The 17,104-nt window shown below is 67.3% G+C and carries 15 protein-coding genes and 1 pseudogene; 8 read left to right on the plus strand and 8 right to left on the minus strand.

Going from position 1 to position 17,104, the window contains the following annotated elements; translation table 11 throughout:
• Positions 1-121: 121 nt before the first annotated feature.
• Positions 122-1,204 (minus strand): inositol-3-phosphate synthase, encoded by a 1,083-nt coding sequence (locus tag ABD932_RS22870; protein WP_126393485.1) that lies wholly within the window; start codon positions 1,202-1,204, stop codon positions 122-124.
• A 44-nt stretch (positions 1,205-1,248) separates the two neighbouring features.
• Entirely contained in the window at positions 1,249-1,932 is a 684-nt protein-coding gene (locus ABD932_RS22875; RefSeq protein WP_345015375.1) for a PadR family transcriptional regulator, read from the minus strand.
• 352 nt (positions 1,933-2,284) lie between these two features.
• Between ABD932_RS22875 and ABD932_RS22880 the strand changes: the two genes are divergently transcribed.
• The gene (locus ABD932_RS22880; RefSeq protein WP_345015376.1) at positions 2,285-4,972 is read left to right on the plus strand and encodes a transglycosylase domain-containing protein; all 2,688 of its coding nucleotides are present in this window, start codon (positions 2,285-2,287) and stop codon (positions 4,970-4,972) included.
• A 256-nt stretch (positions 4,973-5,228) separates the two neighbouring features.
• On the plus strand, positions 5,229-6,728 hold the full coding sequence (locus tag ABD932_RS22885) for a glycosyltransferase family 87 protein (RefSeq protein WP_345015377.1): 1,500 nt from the start codon (positions 5,229-5,231) through the stop codon (positions 6,726-6,728).
• Positions 6,729-6,822: 94 nt separating this feature from the next.
• Here ABD932_RS22885 and ABD932_RS22890 read toward each other — a convergent pair whose 3' ends face one another.
• The 3 genes from ABD932_RS22890 to ABD932_RS22900 all read right to left on the minus strand — a co-directional run bounded on the left by ABD932_RS22890 (position 6,823) and on the right by ABD932_RS22900 (position 9,598).
• Positions 6,823-7,854, minus strand: coding sequence for an alanine racemase (locus tag ABD932_RS22890; RefSeq protein ID WP_250083672.1), 1,032 nt, complete (start codon positions 7,852-7,854; stop codon positions 6,823-6,825).
• Positions 7,855-7,952: 98 nt separating this feature from the next.
• On the minus strand, positions 7,953-9,071 hold the full coding sequence (gene femX / locus ABD932_RS22895; RefSeq protein WP_345015378.1) for a peptidoglycan bridge formation glycyltransferase FemX: 1,119 nt from the start codon (positions 9,069-9,071) through the stop codon (positions 7,953-7,955).
• A 215-nt stretch (positions 9,072-9,286) separates the two neighbouring features.
• Positions 9,287-9,598 carry a hypothetical protein gene (locus ABD932_RS22900; protein WP_126393479.1) on the minus strand — a complete coding sequence of 104 codons (312 nt, stop codon included), beginning with the start codon at positions 9,596-9,598 and terminating at the stop codon, positions 9,287-9,289.
• A 287-nt stretch (positions 9,599-9,885) separates the two neighbouring features.
• On the opposite strand from ABD932_RS22900, the gene rpsF reads away from it, so the two are divergent.
• The 4 genes from rpsF to rplI all read left to right on the plus strand — a co-directional run bounded on the left by rpsF (position 9,886) and on the right by rplI (position 11,630).
• Entirely contained in the window at positions 9,886-10,176 is a 291-nt protein-coding gene (gene rpsF, locus ABD932_RS22905; RefSeq protein WP_007383258.1) for a 30S ribosomal protein S6, read from the plus strand.
• A 77-nt stretch (positions 10,177-10,253) separates the two neighbouring features.
• A complete protein-coding gene (locus ABD932_RS22910; protein WP_345015379.1) occupies positions 10,254-10,847 on the plus strand; it encodes a single-stranded DNA-binding protein in 594 nt (197 codons plus the stop codon).
• An 81-nt stretch (positions 10,848-10,928) separates the two neighbouring features.
• Entirely contained in the window at positions 10,929-11,165 is a 237-nt protein-coding gene (gene rpsR, locus ABD932_RS22915; RefSeq protein ID WP_003949403.1) for a 30S ribosomal protein S18, read from the plus strand.
• Positions 11,166-11,183: 18 nt separating this feature from the next.
• Entirely contained in the window at positions 11,184-11,630 is a 447-nt protein-coding gene (gene rplI / locus ABD932_RS22920) for a 50S ribosomal protein L9 (RefSeq protein WP_126393477.1), read from the plus strand.
• A gap of 131 nt (positions 11,631-11,761) precedes the next feature.
• Here the strand turns inward: rplI and ABD932_RS22925 are convergent, their stop codons facing one another.
• On the minus strand, positions 11,762-13,099 hold the full coding sequence (locus ABD932_RS22925) for an MATE family efflux transporter (protein WP_345015380.1): 1,338 nt from the start codon (positions 13,097-13,099) through the stop codon (positions 11,762-11,764).
• A gap of 459 nt (positions 13,100-13,558) precedes the next feature.
• Here ABD932_RS22925 and dnaB point away from each other — a divergent pair, with 459 nt between their 5' ends.
• Together dnaB and ABD932_RS22935 are read left to right on the plus strand one after the other, a co-directional pair.
• On the plus strand, positions 13,559-15,037 hold the full coding sequence (dnaB, locus tag ABD932_RS22930) for a replicative DNA helicase (protein ID WP_345015381.1): 1,479 nt from the start codon (positions 13,559-13,561) through the stop codon (positions 15,035-15,037).
• A 61-nt stretch (positions 15,038-15,098) separates the two neighbouring features.
• Positions 15,099-16,490, plus strand: coding sequence for a serine hydrolase domain-containing protein (locus tag ABD932_RS22935; protein WP_345015382.1), 1,392 nt, complete (start codon positions 15,099-15,101; stop codon positions 16,488-16,490).
• Positions 16,491-16,536: 46 nt separating this feature from the next.
• Here ABD932_RS22935 and ABD932_RS22940 read toward each other — a convergent pair whose 3' ends face one another.
• Both ABD932_RS22940 and ABD932_RS22945 read right to left on the minus strand, forming a co-directional pair.
• Positions 16,537-16,989: a GNAT family N-acetyltransferase gene (locus ABD932_RS22940; RefSeq protein ID WP_345015383.1), complete on the minus strand. Its 453-nt coding sequence runs from the start codon at positions 16,987-16,989 to the stop codon at positions 16,537-16,539.
• A gap of 9 nt (positions 16,990-16,998) precedes the next feature.
• Positions 16,999-17,104: pseudogene (locus tag ABD932_RS22945) on the minus strand (MarR family transcriptional regulator); the annotation flags it as partial.

Below are 17,104 nucleotides of genomic sequence, written 5' to 3' on the forward strand. Positions count from 1 at the left end.
CCTCACATATGGGAAGGGTCCCCGGGCGGTACAACCCGGGGACCCTCGGCAGCTCTGGCAGGAGCGTTCTGGTGCGGCGCTGCGGCGCTGTTCTGCTTCCCGTGCGCAGCGCTGTGTCTTGCTAGCGCTCGACGTCGCCCTTGATGAACTTCTCGACGTTCTCGCGGGCCTCGTCGTCGAAGTACTGGACCGGCGGGGACTTCATGAAGTACGAGGACGCGGACAGGATCGGGCCGCCGATGCCGCGGTCCTTGGCGATCTTCGCGGCGCGCAGGGCGTCGATGATGACGCCGGCGGAGTTCGGGGAGTCCCAGACCTCGAGCTTGTACTCCAGGTTCAGCGGGACGTCACCGAAGGCGCGGCCCTCGAGACGGACGTAGGCCCACTTGCGGTCGTCGAGCCAGGCGACGTAGTCGGACGGGCCGATGTGGACGTTCTTCTCGCCGAGCTCCCGGTCGGGGATCTGCGAGGTGACGGCCTGCGTCTTGGAGATCTTCTTGGACTCGAGGCGGTCCCGCTCGAGCATGTTCTTGAAGTCCATGTTGCCGCCGACGTTCAGCTGCATCGTGCGGTCCAGGACGACACCGCGGTCCTCGAACAGCTTCGCCATGACGCGGTGCGTGATGGTGGCGCCGACCTGGGACTTGATGTCGTCACCGACGATCGGGACGCCCGCCTCGGTGAACTTGTCCGCCCACTCCTTCGTACCGGCGATGAAGACCGGCAGGGCGTTGACGAAGGCGACCTTGGCGTCGATGGCGCACTGGGCGTAGAACTTCGCCGCGTCCTCGGAGCCGACGGGCAGGTAGCAGACGAGGACGTCGACCTGCTTGTCCTTGAGGACCTGGACGACGTCGACCGGGGCCTCGGCGGACTCCTCGATGGTCTCGCGGTAGTACTTGCCGAGGCCGTCGAGGGTGTGGCCGCGCTGGACGGTCACGCCGGTGCTCGGCACGTCGCAGATCTTGATGGTGTTGTTCTCGCTGGCGCCGATGGCGTCCGCGAGGTCGAGGCCGACCTTCTTCGCGTCGACATCGAAGGCGGCGACGAACTCGACGTCCCGGACGTGGTAGTCGCCGAACTGCACATGCATCAGGCCGGGGACCTTGGACGCCGGGTCGGCGTCCTTGTAGTACTCGACTCCCTGAACCAGCGACGCGGCGCAGTTGCCCACGCCGACGACGGCTACGCGAACCGAACCCATTCCGGTTGCTCCCTGTGTGTACGAGTGAGGCCCTGACTTGGCTCTCACGTGGCGGTGTCGCCGGACGAATCCGTCCCGGGGGTGTCCCCGGGACGGGGCAGATCGCCCGGCGCTCCAGATGTGGTGTCCTGCTGAGCAGGCCCCCCGGAGGCGGAACCGTTCAGGTCCCGTCCGGCCCGCTCGCTCTCGATGAGCTCGTTCAGCCAGCGCACTTCGCGCTCCACGGACTCCATCCCGTGGCGCTGGAGCTCAAGCGTGTAATCGTCGAGGCGCTCCCGGGTGCGTGCCAGAGAGGCGCGCATCTTCTCCAGGCGCTCCTCCAGCCGGCTGCGACGGCCCTCCAGCACGCGCATGCGTACGTCCTGCGGCGTGCGGCCGAAGAAGGCAAATCGGGCAGCGAAGTGCTCGTCCTCGTACGCATCGGGGCCGGTCTGCGAGAGCAGTTCCTCGAAGTGCTCCTTACCTTCCGCGGTCAATCGGTAGACGATCTTTGCGCGGCGCCCGGCGAGCGGCGCGGCGAGCGCGTCCTCGGCGGTGTTCCCCGGTTCCTCGATCAACCAGCCGTTGGCGACCAGCGTCTTGAGGCAGGGATAGAGCGTGCCGTAGCTGAAGGCACGGAACACGCCCAGCGATGTATTGAGTCGTTTGCGCAGCTCATAGCCGTGCATCGGGGATTCGCGGAGAAGTCCGAGTACGGCGAACTCAAGGATCCCGGAACGTCGGCTCATCCCCTCGCCTCCTCGACTTATCTCGCGCTGATGTATCGACTCGATACATCAAGACGATAGAACGACCTCCCGGACGCGACAAGTGGGGGAACGGTGAACGGGATCACATCAACGATTCATGTGGAGCGAGTTGCCTGATTTGGGGTGAAGTTCGGAGCTAGGTGGGCTTTGACGGTGCGTAGTCTGTGCGCCATGCACACCACCGGGAACCGAGTGACGTCCGAGGGCGTCGTCATCCTTGGTGCAGTACGGGTGAATGCGGAACCGACCGCATCCGTACTTCGGGGGGACCGGAAAACAGCCGTCGTTGCCGGGCGCCCTGGGGAGCGCCTGCCCGAGGAGTAGTCGTTCCATGAGCGAGCACCGTCGCAAACCGCCGCAGCCGCAGGGAGGCGGACGTGCCGCGGCCCGACGCGGCCAGTCCGGCTCGTCCTCCGGCCGCCGCGCGGCACCGCGAGGCGCCACCGGATCTCCTTCCGACTCGTACGGGTCGGAACCCACCGGTTCGGGAGGCGAGGATCGTCAGTACGGCGGCCGCGCCGAGGCACGACGCGCGGCACAGAGAAGTGGGGGCCGTCGCAGAGCGGCCGAGCCGCCGGGCAGGGGTGGCCGCCGTGCCGCTCCGGGCGGTCCGAACGGTCCCGGCCGGGGCCGCGGGCGGGCAGTTCCTCCCGGAAAGAAGCGGTTCATCGATTATCCGCGGGCCGGTAAGTACGGCATCAGGCGTTGGGTGCCGTCGTGGAAGCTCGTGATGGGCATGTTCATCGGCTTCATGGGCAGCCTGGTGGCTGTGGCGGGCATCGGGTTCGCGATGGTGGCCGTCCCCGTCGTCGACGAGACCGCCAAGGCTCAGAACAACGTCTATTACTGGTCCAACGGAGACGAGATGGTCTCCACGGGCGGTGAGACGAACCGGCAGATCATCAATCTGTCGCAGATTCCCAAGGCCATGCAGAACGCGGTGATCTCGCAGGAGAACAAGACGTTCCGCAGCGACAGCGGGATCGACCCCAAGGGCATCGCCCGTGCCGTGTTCAACATGGCCACCGGTGGCGAGACGCAGGGTGGTTCCACAATCACCCAGCAGTACGTGAAGAACGCGCGGCTCGGCGACCAGTCGCAGACGATCTCGCGTAAGTTCAAGGAGATCTTCATCTCGGTCAAGGTGGGCACCACGGTGTCGAAGGACGACATCATGGCCGGCTACCTGAACTCCGGCTACTACGGGCGCAATGCCTACGGGATCCAGGCCGCCGCACGCGCGTACTTCAACAAGAACGCCATCGACCTGAACGAGGGGCAGTGCGCCTTCCTCGCGGCCATGCTCAAGGGCGCCACGTACTACGACCCGGCGGGCTCGGTCTCCATCGACCCTGCGGCCACGCCTGCGGCAAACCAAAAGCGGGCCCTGATCCAGATGCAGGACACCCTCGACAAGATGGTCGAGTACGGGCATCTGAGCGCCGATGTGCGAGCCAAGTACACCAAGCTGCCCGAGTGGCAGAACCCGCGCTTCAACACCGCGCTGAGCGGCCAGGTCGGCTACCTCGTCGACCTTGCCAACAGCTACCTGGTCAACAACAGCGAGACGACCAAGATCACCGAGAAGAAGCTGCGTGAGGGCGGTCTCTCGATCTACACGACCTTCGACAAGAAGAAGGTCAAGGAGCTCGAGTCCGCGGTGAAGAAGGTGTACAAGGCCAACATCAAGCCGGAGGAGCGACCGAAGACCGACACCCACGTCCAGTTCGGCGGGGCCTCCGTGGACCCGACCACGGGTGCGATCAGGGCCTGCTACGGAGGCTCGGACGCGACCAAGCACTTCACCAACAACTGCGACGTGACCGGTGCCCAGGTCGGTTCGACGTTCAAGCCGTTCGTGCTCGCGGCCGCGATGAAGTGGGGCGTCCGGGACAAAGACGGCCCGCCGGAACAGGCACAGGACGAGCGCACCAAGGTCTCTCCGAAGAGCTTCTTCAGCGGCAAGAACAAGCTCAAGATCAAGGACTACAAGGGCGACATCTGGCAGAACGAGAAGGGGGAGGAGTGGAACCAGGTCAACGACGGCGACCAGTCGTACGGCACTCCCCCGAATTACCAGATCGACCTTCGTGAGGCGATGCGAGAGTCGGTGAACTCCGCCTTCGTGCAACTCGGCATGGACGTCGGGCTGGACAAGGTGAAGGAGGCGGCCGTGGACTCGGGCATCCTCGAGCCCAGTCTGACCGGTACCGACTACCCCTCCTTCTCCATCGGCACATCTCAGCCCAGCGCGATCCGCATGGCGGGCGCGTATGCCACCTTCGCGGCCAGCGGGAAGCAGCGTGCTCCCTTCTCCGTCACGAAGGTGACGAGCAAGGACGGCGAGGTCTTCACCCACGAGACCGTGACCAAGGACGCCTTCACCGCACCGGTCGCCGACAACGTCACGGACGTCCTGAAGACCGTGGTCGAGGACGGCACGGGAACCAACGCCCAGCTGACCGGCCGTGAGGTGGCCGGCAAGACCGGTACCACGGACGGCAACCGGTCCGCCTGGTTCGTTGGCTACACCCCGCAGCTGTCCACGGCGATCTCGATGTTCCGGATGGACGACAACGAGAAGAACCAGAACCGTGAGTTCCTGAAGATGTTCGGAACGGGCGGCCAGGAGAAGATCCACGGTGCCTCGTTCCCGGCCGAGATCTGGCACGACTACATGGAGCAGGCGCTCAAGGGAACGGAGCCGAAGCCGTTCCCGACGCCGGAGCCCATCGGTGTGATCGTCAACGACGTTCCGACCCCGACGCCCACGCCTACGCCCACCCAGACCGAGGAAGCCAGCCCGTCCCCGAGCCCGACGCCCAGCGAGTCGCTGATCTCGCCGACGCCCACGCCGACCGAGACCTGCTTCGGCTTCCAGTGCCCCGGTAACGGCGGCACGGACAACGGCGGCACGGACGGGGGCGTGACGTCGTCACCGACTCCGACAGAGACGGAGACCGACGGCAACGGCAATGCCAACGGCAACGGAGGCATCTTCGGCGGGCCGTCAGGCTGACCGAGGCTCACCAGTCGCACGAAGGCCAGTGGCCGGCACCCACAAGCGGGGTGCCGGCCACTGGCATTTCCGCTCCTGGGCGTGCCTCGGACGCCGGACTGTTTCACGTGAAACGTCGGTTTCACGTGAAACACTCAGCTTCCGGACTCTCCTCGGGACACGTGCATGACTTGGGGGAGGCCCGACCGGCACAGCCGCACTCAACGTTTGTCGGAGTCTTGGGGACGTCTCAGGGACGTACGGCAGGATGTCCCCCATGCCCAGCGCAGAGACGACGCCCACGAGCGTGCACGAGCCGGACCCGGTGCGGCCGACCAAGGAGGACGAGGTCGCCGCGAGCGGGAGTGAGCTGATCGGCGGCCCCATCGGACGGCGCGCCCTGCTCGGGACGTCCTGGTGGACTCCCGTGCGGATCATCGCGCTGGTGGCGATCGGCATGTTCGCCCTCGGCCTGGTCCAGAAGGCACCCTGCTACAACGGCGCCTGGTTCTTCGGCGCCAGCTCGCAGTACACGCATGCCTGCTACTCGGACATCCCGCACCTCTATCAGGGACGGGGCTTCGCTGACGGGCTCGTGCCGTACTTCGACAAGCTCGCCGGTGACATGGAGTACCTCGAGTACCCCGTGCTGACCGGTGTGTTCATGGAGGTCGCCTCCTGGCTCACGCCGGGCAGCGGCAGCATCCAGGACCAGGAGCAGTGGTACTGGATGGTCAACGCCGGGATGCTGATGGTGTGCGCGGCCGTCATCGCCGTCTGCGTGACCCGCACGCACAGCCGGCGCCCCTGGGACGGCCTGCTGGTCGCCCTGGCCCCCGCCTTCGCGCTGACCGCGACCATCAACTGGGACCTGCTGGCTGTCGCCCTGACGGCCGCGGCGATGCTGATGTGGTCGCGCGGCCGCTCGCTCGCCTTCGGTGTCCTGCTGGGGCTTGCCACGGCCGCGAAGCTCTATCCCGTCTTCCTGCTAGGTCCGCTGTTCGTGCTGTGCTGGCGCGCGGGCAAATGGCGGGACTTCGGCAAGGCGCTGGGCGGCACGGTCCTCGCTTGGCTGGTCGTGAACCTTCCGGTGATGCTCCTCGCCTGGGACGGGTGGTCGCAGTTCTACCGGTTCAGTCAGGAACGGGGCGTCGACTTCGGGTCCTTCTGGCTGATCCTGGCCCAGAACTCGACCGACCCGCTGAGCACCGAGACCGTCAACACGCTCGCCACCCTGCTGATGCTGCTGTGCTGCGCCGGTGTCGCCGCGCTCACGCTCACCGCCCCGCGCCGCCCGCGCTTCGCCCAGCTGGCCTTCCTGATCGTCGCCGCGTTCATCCTCACCAACAAGGTCTACTCGCCGCAGTACGTCCTGTGGCTCGTGCCTCTGGCCGTGCTGGCCCGGCCGAGGTGGCGGGACTTCCTCATCTGGCAGGCGTGCGAGGTGGCGTACTTCCTGGGGATCTGGATGTACCTCGCGTACACGACCAGCGGGGACGCCCACAAGGGACTGCCGCCCGACGGCTACCACTGGGCGATCGGCGCGCACCTGCTGGGCACGCTGTACCTGTGCGCCGTCGTCGTACGGGACATCCTCATGCCCGATCGGGACCCGGTACGCAGGGCCGGCGACGACGACCCCTCGGGCGGGGTGCTCGACCGGGCGGAGGACGTCTTCGTGCTCGGCCCCGCGGCCCATCCACCGCGGCACGCGGCCCACTTCGACGGGGTGCAGGTGGAGTGGGGCAGCCGAGAGGCGACCGACAGTTCGCTCTGAGCGAACAGGGCGTAGGAAGGGCACGCAAAAGGCCGTACACGGAATCGTCCGTGTACGGCCTTTGCCGGTTACGGCGTTGCCGCGCGGCAGTCGTTCAGCGGTCGACGAGTCGGTCGAACTGCGTGGTGGTGTGCCGCAGATGGGCGACGAGCTCGTCGCCGACCTTCGGCTCGGGAGCGTCCGCGGGGACGAACAGGATCGAGACCTGCATGTGCGGCGGCTCGGCGAACCAGCGCTGCTTGCCGCCCCAGACGAACGGAGAAAGGTTCCGGTTGACCGTGGCGAGGCCGGCCCGGGCGACGCCCTTGGCGCGCGGCATGACGCCGTGCAGGGCCTTTGGGGCCTCCAGGCCCACCCCGTGTGACGTACCGCCCGCCACGACGACCAGGAAGCCGTCCGAGGCCGCCTTCTGCTGCCGGTAGCCGAACCGGTCGCCCTTGGAGACGCGGGTGACGTCCAGGACCGCGCCGCGGTACTCGGTGGCGTCGTGGTCCCCCAGCCACAGCCGCGTGCCGATACGGGCGCGGAAGCGGGTCTGCGGGAACTGCTGCTGCAGGCGGGCAAGTTCCTCGGCCTTGAGGTGGCTGACGAACATCGTGTGCAGCGGCAGCCGGGCCGCACGCAGCCGGTCCATCCAGCCGATGACCTCCTCGACGGCGTCCGAGCCGTCGGTGCGGTCCAGCGGCAGGTGGATGGCGAAGCCCTCCAGCCGGACATTCTCTATGGCGGCGTGCAGCTGCGGCAGATCACGCTCGCTCACGCCGTGCCGCTTCATCGAGGACATCACCTCGATGACGACGCGGGCACCGACGAGGCCGTACACGCCGTCCACCGACGACACCGAGCGGATGACCCGGTCGGGCAGCGGTACCGGCTCCTCGCCGCGCCGGTACGGCGTCAGCACCAGCAGATCACCGCCGAACCAGTCCTTGATGCGCGCGGCCTCGTACGTCGTGCCGACGGCGAGCACCTCGGAGCCCAGCCGAGTGGCTTCCTCCGCCAGCCGCTCGTGCCCGAACCCGTAGCCGTTGCCCTTGCAGACCGGTACGAGTCCCGGGAACTGCTCCTGCACGTGCTTGTGGTGCGCCCGCCAGCGCGCGGTGTCGACGTAGAGCGTGAGCGCCATGGCCGGACCTGGAACCTTTCTCGTGGCTGCGGTGTATCAGAGATATGGAAGCTATCGACGGTGCAGCAATTGACGGTATCGAAGCAGGGAGCGCGAGGTCAGCGACGCGACATGTAGATGTCGAGCGCCTTGTGGAGCAGCTTGTTCAGCGGGAAGTCCCACTCGCCGAGGTACTCGGCCGCCTGGCCGCCTGTGCCCACCTTGAACTGGATCAGGCCGAAGAGGTGGTCGGTCTCGTCCAGCGAGTCGGAGATGCCGCGCAGGTCGTAGACGGTCGCGCCGAGCGCGTAGGCGTCGCGCAGCATCCGCCACTGCATCGCGTTCGAGGGCCGGACCTCACGGCCGATGTTGTCGGAGGCGCCGTAGGAGTACCAGACGTGCCCGCCGACGATCAGCATCGTCGCCGCCGACAGGTTCACACCGTCGTGGCGGGCGAAGTACAGCCGCATGCGGTTGGGGTCCTCGGTGTTGAGGGCCGTCCACATGCGCTGGAAGTACGACAGCGGGCGTGGCCGGAAATGGTCGCGCACGGCGGTGATCTCGTACAGGCGCTGCCACTCCTCGAGGTCCTGGTAACCGCCCTGGACGACCTCGACACCGGCCTTCTCGGCCTTCTTGATGTTGCGCCGCCACAGCTGGTTGAAGTTCTTGTGGACCTCTTCCAGGGAGCGGTTCGCCAGCGGCACCTGGTAGACGTACCGCGGCTGGACGTCGCCGAAGCCGGCGCCGCCGTCCTCGCCCTGCTGCCAGCCCATACGACGGAGCTTGTCGGCGACTTCGAAGGCGCGCGGCTCGATGAAGTCGGCCTCGATGTCACGCAGCCGCTTCACGTCCGGGTTCTGGATGCCCGCCTTGATGGAGGTGGCCTCCCAGCGCCTGATGATCACCGGCGGGCCCATCTTCACGGAGAAGGCGCCCTGGTGCTTCAGATGCGCGAGCATCGGTTCCAGCCAGTCGTTCAGATTTGGCGTGAACCAGTTGATGACCGGGCCCTCGGGCAGATAGGCGAGATAGCGCTTGATCTTGGGCAGCTGCCGGTAGAGGACGAGGCCGGCGCCGACGAGTTCGCCGCTCTTGTCGAACCAGCCGAGGCTCTCCGAGCGCCACTCCGCCTTGACGTCCGCCCAGGCCGGAACCTGCATGTGGCTCGCCGACGGCAGGCTCTGGATGTATGCCAGATGCTGCTCGCGACTGATCGTCCTCAGGGTCAGGCTCATTCGGGGCGCTCCTCGGGCTGGTGTGTCCCCATGGGTACAGGGGCTCCGGCTCTCGCGGAAGCCTACTGCGCCTTGAGAGCGCCCCGCCTGGGCGTACGGCAGCTGCGCCTCGACCTTCAGGCCTCCGAGACGTTCGCTGCCGTTCTATTCGGTGTTTTACCGGTGTTCGGAGGGCTTCCTCCGTGGCCGACGTGGAAAGGACGGTGCCCCTGGCGTCAGAAGACCCCGCCGAAGAGACCGCCGTGCGCCATGCCCAGGAAGAAGCCGACCGCCGAGGCGCCGAGACCGATGATCAGTCCGAAGCGCTCGCGGGTCGTCTCCGAGACCCACTGGCCGTAGGCGCCGGTGAGGATGCCCACCAGGCCGGTCCAGGAGCTGAGCAGATGCAGGCTGTGGAACATCGCCGTGACGAAAGACGTGATGCCCAGCACCAGGGTCACCGCGAGCAGGGTGTCCTGGAGAGGGTGGGGTTTTCCGTCCGTGGCGAAGAGGCCTCCGACGGTGTTGGGTCGCAATGCCTGTGCCATAGGGCACCTCCTGCGAAAGGCGGCGCATCGTAGCGCCATACACACCCGATGTGTACAGATTGACGGGCCCTGGGGGCTGATTTCAACCGGAAGCACGTGTGCGGGTACTCTGTACCGTCTGCACCGGTGTCTGCCCAGGCCATGCCAGGGAGTCCACCCAGTCCACGCGGGGAAGCCGCCAGCCGGCCCCCCGATTGTCAGTGGTGGCCGATACCGTTGCGTACGCATCACGACCCTCCTGCCACGGAACGACCGTGGCCGCTGAGTCCAAAGGAGGTGGGTTCCACATGCGTCACTACGAGGTGATGGTCATCCTCGACCCCGATCTGGAGGAGCGCGCTGTCGCCCCCCTGATCGAGAACTTCCTCTCCGTCGTCCGTGAGGGCAACGGCAAGGTCGAGAAGGTCGACACCTGGGGCCGTCGTCGTCTCTCGTACGAGATCAAGAAGAAGCCCGAGGGCATCTACTCGGTCATCGACCTGCAGGCCGAGCCTGCGGTCGTCAAGGAGCTCGACCGCCAGCTGAACCTGAACGAGTCGGTCCTCCGGACCAAGGTCCTCCGCCCCGAGACCCACTGAGCATCCCGCTCAGCTGATCTCGGGATTCGAGTAGCAGCACCAAGCAGCCAGCAGCAAACCCGCCGAGAGGTTCCCCCATGGCAGGCGAGACCGTCATCACGGTCGTCGGCAATCTTGTCGATGACCCCGAGCTGCGCTTCACCCCCTCCGGTGCGGCGGTCGCGAAGTTCCGTGTCGCGTCCACGCCTCGCACCTTCGACCGCCAGACGAACGAGTGGAAGGACGGCGAAAGCCTCTTCCTCACCTGCTCGGTCTGGCGTCAGGCGGCGGAGAACGTCGCGGAGTCGCTCCAGCGAGGCATGCGCGTCATCGTGCAGGGCCGACTGAAGCAGCGGTCCTACGAGGACCGTGAGGGCGTCAAGCGCACGGTCTACGAGCTGGACGTCGAGGAAGTCGGCGCCAGCCTGCGCAACGCCACGGCCAAGGTCACCAAGACCGCCGGCCGCGGTGGGCAGGGCCAGGGCGGTTACGGCGGCGGTGGCGGCCAGGGTGGCGGCGGCTGGGGCGGTGGCTCCGGCGGCGGTCAGCAGGGCGGCGGCGCTTCTGCCGACGACCCGTGGGCGACCGGCGCTCCCGCCGGTGGCCAGCAGGGCGGCGGCGGTGGCGGCGGCTGGGGTGGAAACTCCGGCGGCGGCGGTGGCGGCGGCTACTCGGACGAGCCCCCCTTCTAGGCCTTCGGGCCCGGGTTTCCGGGCCTGATCCGGTCGAGGGCGGGTCGTACCCAAACTTCTTGATCACACAGGAGAAACACCATGGCGAAGCCGCCTGTGCGCAAGCCGAAGAAAAAGGTCTGCGCTTTCTGCAAGGACAAGGTCACGTACGTGGACTACAAGGACACGAACATGCTGCGGAAGTTCATTTCCGACCGCGGCAAGATCCGTGCCCGCCGCGTGACCGGCAACTGCACGCAGCACCAGCGTGACGTCGCCACGGCCGTCAAGAACAGCCGTGAGATGGCGCTGCTGCCCTACACCTCCACCGCGCGATAAGGGAAGGGTGACCGACACATGAAGATCATCCTCACCCACGAGGTCTCCGGCCTCGGCGCCGCGGGCGACGTCGTTGACGTCAAGGACGGTTACGCTCGCAACTACCTCATCCCGCGGAAGTTCGCTATCCGCTGGACCAAGGGTGGCGAGAAGGACGTCGAGCAGATCCGTCGCGCTCGCAAGATCCACGAGATCCAGACCATCGAGCAGGCCAACGCTGTCAAGGCCCAGCTCGAGGGTGTGAAGGTCCGTCTGGCCGTCCGCTCCGGCGACGCCGGTCGTCTCTTCGGTTCCGTCACCCCGGCCGACATCGCGTCCGCGATCAAGGCTTCCGGTGGCCCCGAGGTCGACAAGCGCCGCATCGAGCTGGGTTCGCCCATCAAGACCCTGGGCGCCCACGAGACGTCCGTGCGTCTGCACCCCGAGGTTGCCGCCAAGGTCAACATCGAGGTCATCGCGGCCTGATCGCCGCGCTCGGCTTGAACAGCTGAATGAAGGGGCCGTACCCGTTGGGTACGGCCCCTTCGCTGCGGGTTCTCCGTGTGGGAGCGGATCGAGTTCGTTTCACGTGAAACACGCTGTTTCACGTGAAACGGTCAGCGGGTCGCTCCCGTGACGATCCAGCGGCCCGAACGGGCGCGTAGCCAGAGTGTCAGCATGCGCACCGTCATCATCAGCGTCATCGCTCCCCAGAGCGCGGTGAGTCCACCACCGAGCACGGGGACGAGCAGCGCGACCGGAGCGAAGGCCGCCAGGGTGAGCACCATGGCCCAGGCGAGGTAGGGACCGTCGCCCGCCCCCATCAGGACGCCGTCCAGGACGAAGACGACGCCACAGATCGGTTGGGAGAGCGCCACGATCACCAGGGCGGGCAGGGCGGTGTCCTTGACGGAGGAGTCGCTCGTGAACAACGGCAGGAAGGCCGGGCGGGAGATCACCACGAGCAGTCCGAGGACGACGCCGACCGCGATGCCCCACTCCACCATGCGGCGGCAGGCGGCCCGGGCGCCCTGGGCGTCGCCGGCGCCGAGATACCGCCCGATGATGGCCTGCCCGGCGATGGCGATGGCGTCCAGCGCGAAGGCGAGCAGGCTCCAGAGCGACAGGATGATCTGGTGCGCCGCGATGTCGGCGTCCCCGAGGCGGGCCGCGACAGCCGTGGCAATCATGAGGATGGCCCGCAGCGAGAGGGTGCGGACCAGCAGGGGCACTCCGGCTTGTGCCGAGGCCCTTATCCCCGCCGCATCGGGACGCAGGGATGCGCCGTGTTGACGGGCGCCGCGGACGACGACCACGAGATAAGCCGCAGCCATTCCGCACTGGGCGATGACGGTTCCCCAGGCGGAACCCGCGATGCCGAGGTCGGCGCCGTAGACGAGACCCACGTTGAGGGCGGCGTTGGCGACGAAGCCCGCGATGGCGACGTAGAGGGGCGTCCTGGTGTCCTGCAGGCCCCGCAGAACGCCGGTGGCTGCGAGCACGACGAGCATGGCCGGGATGCCGAGTGCCGAGATCCGTAGATAGGTGGTCGCGTATGGGGCTGCGGTGTCCGAGGCGCCGAAGAGTTCCACGAGGAACGGTGCCGTGGGGAGGACGACCGCGATGACGGCGGCGCCGAGGAGGAGCGCCAGCCAGATGCCGTCCATGCCCTGACGGATGGCGGCCTGGAGGTCGCCGGCGCCGACGCGTCGGGCAACGGCTGCCGTGGTGGCGTAGGCGAGGAAAACGAAGACGCTGACGGCCGTCATGAGGAGGGCGGAGGCGACCCCGAGTCCGGCGAGCTGTGCGGTGCCGAGATGGCCGACGATGGCGCTGTCGGCCATGACGAACAGGGGCTCGGCGACAAGTGCGCCGAAGGCAGGGACGGCGAGTGCGACGATCTCTCGGTCGTGCTGTCGCCGGGTGGCCTTGGTGGTCGCGGGAGCCTGTGTCATGGCCACCAATCTAATCGTCCACAGGTAAGAGATGCAATGGAGTAGTGACCCTTACTCACCGTCTCGTGGTGTGCGCTTCCGTGCACCGTTCGAAGCGATCTTGGTCCGACTGGGAAAGTTTTTCTTCTGCACAGCCGGTGGACGGCAAAGGTGCAGGTCAGAGTCGGCGTCCGGGAATCGCGGCGAGCTTGTTCACAGGGCTGTCCACCGTGTCGTGCACAGGTTTTGCGGAGTTCTCCACAGCATCGGGGCCGTCGTCCACATGGCCTGTGGATAACCAGATTGGCTGACGGTGCCCGCAGGCCTACCGTGGTCCGGCGCCCACTCCGTCTGTCGGCAGGGAAACCGTCATAAAGCCGACGTGCCACAACCGGAGTTGGGCCTCTCATTTGTCAGTGGCGTGCCGTAGAACTGAGGGGCACGGCGAGGTCCGCTCGGCGGACGTGAGGAGGTGGCTCGGTGAGCATTTCCGAGCCCTTGGACGACCCGTGGGCCGACAGCGGTCCAAGTGATCGTCTGCCTGCCTCCCGCCGACGCGGGGACAGCGGCCGAGGACGCGACGAGCAGCATGACCGCGGCCGGGAGAACGGGGAGTGGGACGGCGGCGGCTCGACCTTCGAGCGGGTACCCCCCCAGGATCTCGACGCCGAGCAGTCTGTCCTTGGCGGCATGCTCCTGTCCAAGGACGCCATCGCCGACGTGGTCGAGGTCCTCAAGGGCCACGACTTCTACAAGCCCGCGCACGAGACGATCTTCCAGGCGATCCTCGACGTCTACGCCAAGGGCGAGCCGGCCGACCCCATCACCATCGCCGCCGAGCTCACCAAGCGCGGCGAGATCAACAAGGTCGGCGGCGCCTCGTATCTCCACACCCTGGTCCAGACGGTGCCGACGGCGGCGAACGCCGAGTACTACGCGGAGATCGTCCATGAGCGCGCCGTGCTGCGCCGCCTGGTCGAAGCCGGCACCCGCATCACACAGATGGGATACGCGGCAGACGACGACGTCGACGAGATCGTCAACCGAGCTCAGGCCGAGATCTACGCGGTCACCGAGCAGCGCACCAGCGAGGATTATCTGCCGCTCGGCGACATCATGGAGGGCGCGCTCGACGAGATCGAGGCGATCGGCTCCCGCAGCGGGGAGATGACCGGGGTGCCCACGGGGTTCACCGACCTCGACTCGCTCACCAACGGCCTGCACCCGGGCCAGATGATCGTCATCGCGGCCCGTCCTGCCATGGGTAAGTCCACGCTCGCGCTGGACTTCGCTCGGGCGGCGTCGATCAAGCACAACCTGGCGAGCGTGATCTTCTCCCTCGAAATGGGGCGCAACGAGATCGCGATGCGTCTGCTGTCTGCTGAGGCACGTGTGGCCCTGCACCACATGCGCTCCGGCACCATGACGGACGAGGACTGGACGCGCCTGGCACGCCGGATGCCCGAGGTCTCGGCCGCGCCGCTGTACATCGACGACTCACCGAACCTGTCGATGATGGAGATCCGCGCGAAGTGCCGTCGGCTGAAGCAGCGCAACGACATCAAGCTCGTGATCATCGACTATCTGCAGCTGATGCAGGCCGGTGGGTCGAAGCGATCCGAGAGCCGTCAGCAGGAGGTCTCGGACATGTCCCGTAACCTCAAGCTCCTGGCCAAGGAGCTGGAGGTCCCGGTGATCGCGCTCTCGCAGCTGAACCGTGGCCCCGAGCAGCGCACGGACAAGAAGCCGATGGTGTCCGACCTGCGTGAGTCCGGCTCCATCGAGCAGGACGCCGACATGGTGATCCTGCTGCACCGTGAGGATGCCTACGAGAAGGAGTCGCCCCGCGCGGGCGAGGCGGACATCATTGTGGGCAAGCACCGTAATGGTCCGACGGCGACGATCACGGTCGCCTTCCAGGGCCACTACTCGCGGTTCGTGGACATGGCACAGACCTGATCCGCCTCACACGGGGGATATGCGCTCGACTCCCGAGCGTCCGCCGGGGTGGACTGGGGGCATGACGACTTCCCAGGAAGAGCTGCTCCCCGCCACGCGCCGGGCACTGTTGCACCGCATCGCCGTGGCCCAGACCGAAGGGCGCGCGCCCTCGCTGGTCGCTGCGGTCGTGCGGGAGGGCAGGACCGTGTGGCATGGCTCGCGCACCTCGGTGGACGGGCACGGGCCGGACGGGAACGTGCAGTACCGGATCGGTTCGATCACCAAGACCTTCACCGCCGTTCTCGTCCTGCGGCTGCGCGACGAGGGCCTGCTCGACCTCGGTGACCCGTTGGAGAAGCATCTGCCGGGCACGGGTGCGGGGGAGGCGACCATTGCCGAACTGCTCGCGCACACCAGTGGGTTGGCGGCCGAGTCGCCCGGGCCGTGGTGGGAGCGGACTTCCGGATCACTGCGGCCCGAGCTCTCCGACGTCCTGGGCGAGCAGCCCATCCTGCATCCGTCCGGCCGCCGGTTCCACTACTCGAATCCCGGCTACACGCTCCTGGGCGCGCTGGTCGAGAAGCTGCGTGGGGCTCCATGGGAGGACGTACTCCGGCGTGAAGTGCTCGAACCCCTGGGCCTGAAGCGCACGAGTACGCGACCGCAGGCACCGCACGCGGGAGGCTGGGCGGTGCATCCCTGGGCGGATGTGATGCTTCCCGAGCCTGTCGAAGACCTGGGCCGGATGGCGCCAGCCGGTCAACTGTGGTCGACGGCGGATGACTTGGCGCGGTTCGCCGTCTTCCTGGCCAGGGGTGACGACCGGGTGCTGAGTGGCGGGACCGTACGGGAGATGCGAACGCCTGCCGCGCCGCCCGAGTCCGCCGACGTGGCCGATGGTGCGGCGTACGGCCTCGGTATGCAGATCCAGCACAGGGACGGACGGCTCCTCGTGGGGCACGGTGGATCGTTGCCGGGCTTTCTGGCGAGTCTGACCATCAGCGTGGAGGACGATGTCGCGGCCGTGGTGCTGACCAACTGCACCTCAGGTCCGCTGGTTTCCCTCGTGGCCGCCGACCTCGTCCGCATCGTCGCTGAGGCCGAGCCGCGGATTCCTGAACCCTGGCGTCCGCTGCCCGAGGTCGAGACGGCGGTCCTTGAGCTGGCGGGTCAGTGGTACTGGGGGACGCACGCTTTCGCCCTGCGGCTGACCGCCGACGGGCTCGTCTCGTTGGAGCCGCTGTCCGGCAAGGGTCGCCGCTCGCGGTTCCGCGCCAACGGGGACGGCACATGGACGGGCCTGGAGGGCTACTACGCCGGGGAGCTCCTGAAGGCCGTACGACGGCCGGACGGGGCCGTGGACCATCTGGACCTCGGGTCGTTCGTCTTCACGCGTCAGCCGTACGACGAGGGGGCTGCCGTGCCCGGCGGCGTGGATCCCGATGGGTGGCGTGGCAGCGGCTCGTTCTGACGGCTGGGTGAGCGCCTGTTTCACGTGAAACAGGCGCTTCGCCGTTTCACAACTGGATCTTGAAGCCCACATGTGAGGCCGTGAAGCCGAGCCGCTCATAGAAGCGGTGGGCGTCCGTACGGCTGTTGTCGGAGGTCAGCTGTACCAACTGGCAGTTCTGCCGGCGGGATTCCTCGATCGCCCACTCGATGAGCTGCGTGCCCAGGCCGCTGCCGCGCTCGTCTGTGTGGATGCGTACGCCTTCGATGATCGACCTGGTGGAGCCACGCCGCGACAGCCCGGGAATGACCGTGAGCTGGAGCGTGCCGACGACACGGCTCTCGCGGACGGCGACGATCAGATGCTGGTTCGGGTCGCTCCTGAGCCGCTCGAATGCGGCCAGGTAAGGGGTCAGGTCGTCCGGTGACTCACGCTGAGCGCCCAGCGGATCGTCCGCGAGCATGCCGACGATCGCGGGGATGTCATCGGCGACAGCGGGGCGTATCTCAAGATCTCCCATGCCCGCACCCTATGTGGGCGCCGGGAGCGACTCCACGACCCGGACCAGGGGGACGAGTTCGGGGTTCTTCGCGGCCTCGTCGAGGGCTTCGCGCAACGCGGCCTCGTTGGTCGGG

It is taken from the genome of Streptomyces shaanxiensis (assembly GCF_039537145.1).
Taxonomy (GTDB): Bacteria; Actinomycetota; Actinomycetes; order Streptomycetales; family Streptomycetaceae; genus Streptomyces; species Streptomyces shaanxiensis.

Bases quoted from the DNA above. Each gene is read 5' to 3' on its own strand.
- ABD932_RS22870 (WP_126393485.1), bottom strand. From the start codon at position 1,204: ATGGGTTCGGTTCGCGTAGCCGTCGTCGGCGTGGGCAACTGCGCCGCG.
- ABD932_RS22875 (WP_345015375.1), bottom strand. From the start codon at position 1,932: ATGAGCCGACGTTCCGGGATCCTTGAGTTCGCCGTACTCGGACTTCTC.
- ABD932_RS22880 (WP_345015376.1), top strand. From the start codon at position 2,285: ATGAGCGAGCACCGTCGCAAACCGCCGCAGCCGCAGGGAGGCGGACGT.
- ABD932_RS22885 (WP_345015377.1), top strand. From the start codon at position 5,229: ATGCCCAGCGCAGAGACGACGCCCACGAGCGTGCACGAGCCGGACCCG.
- ABD932_RS22890 (WP_250083672.1), bottom strand. From the start codon at position 7,854: ATGGCGCTCACGCTCTACGTCGACACCGCGCGCTGGCGGGCGCACCAC.
- femX (WP_345015378.1), bottom strand. From the start codon at position 9,071: ATGAGCCTGACCCTGAGGACGATCAGTCGCGAGCAGCATCTGGCATAC.
- ABD932_RS22900 (WP_126393479.1), bottom strand. From the start codon at position 9,598: ATGGCACAGGCATTGCGACCCAACACCGTCGGAGGCCTCTTCGCCACG.
- rpsF (WP_007383258.1), top strand. From the start codon at position 9,886: ATGCGTCACTACGAGGTGATGGTCATCCTCGACCCCGATCTGGAGGAG.
- ABD932_RS22910 (WP_345015379.1), top strand. From the start codon at position 10,254: ATGGCAGGCGAGACCGTCATCACGGTCGTCGGCAATCTTGTCGATGAC.
- rpsR (WP_003949403.1), top strand. From the start codon at position 10,929: ATGGCGAAGCCGCCTGTGCGCAAGCCGAAGAAAAAGGTCTGCGCTTTC.
- rplI (WP_126393477.1), top strand. From the start codon at position 11,184: ATGAAGATCATCCTCACCCACGAGGTCTCCGGCCTCGGCGCCGCGGGC.
- ABD932_RS22925 (WP_345015380.1), bottom strand. From the start codon at position 13,099: ATGACACAGGCTCCCGCGACCACCAAGGCCACCCGGCGACAGCACGAC.
- ABD932_RS22935 (WP_345015382.1), top strand. From the start codon at position 15,099: ATGACGACTTCCCAGGAAGAGCTGCTCCCCGCCACGCGCCGGGCACTG.
- ABD932_RS22940 (WP_345015383.1), bottom strand. From the start codon at position 16,989: ATGGGAGATCTTGAGATACGCCCCGCTGTCGCCGATGACATCCCCGCG.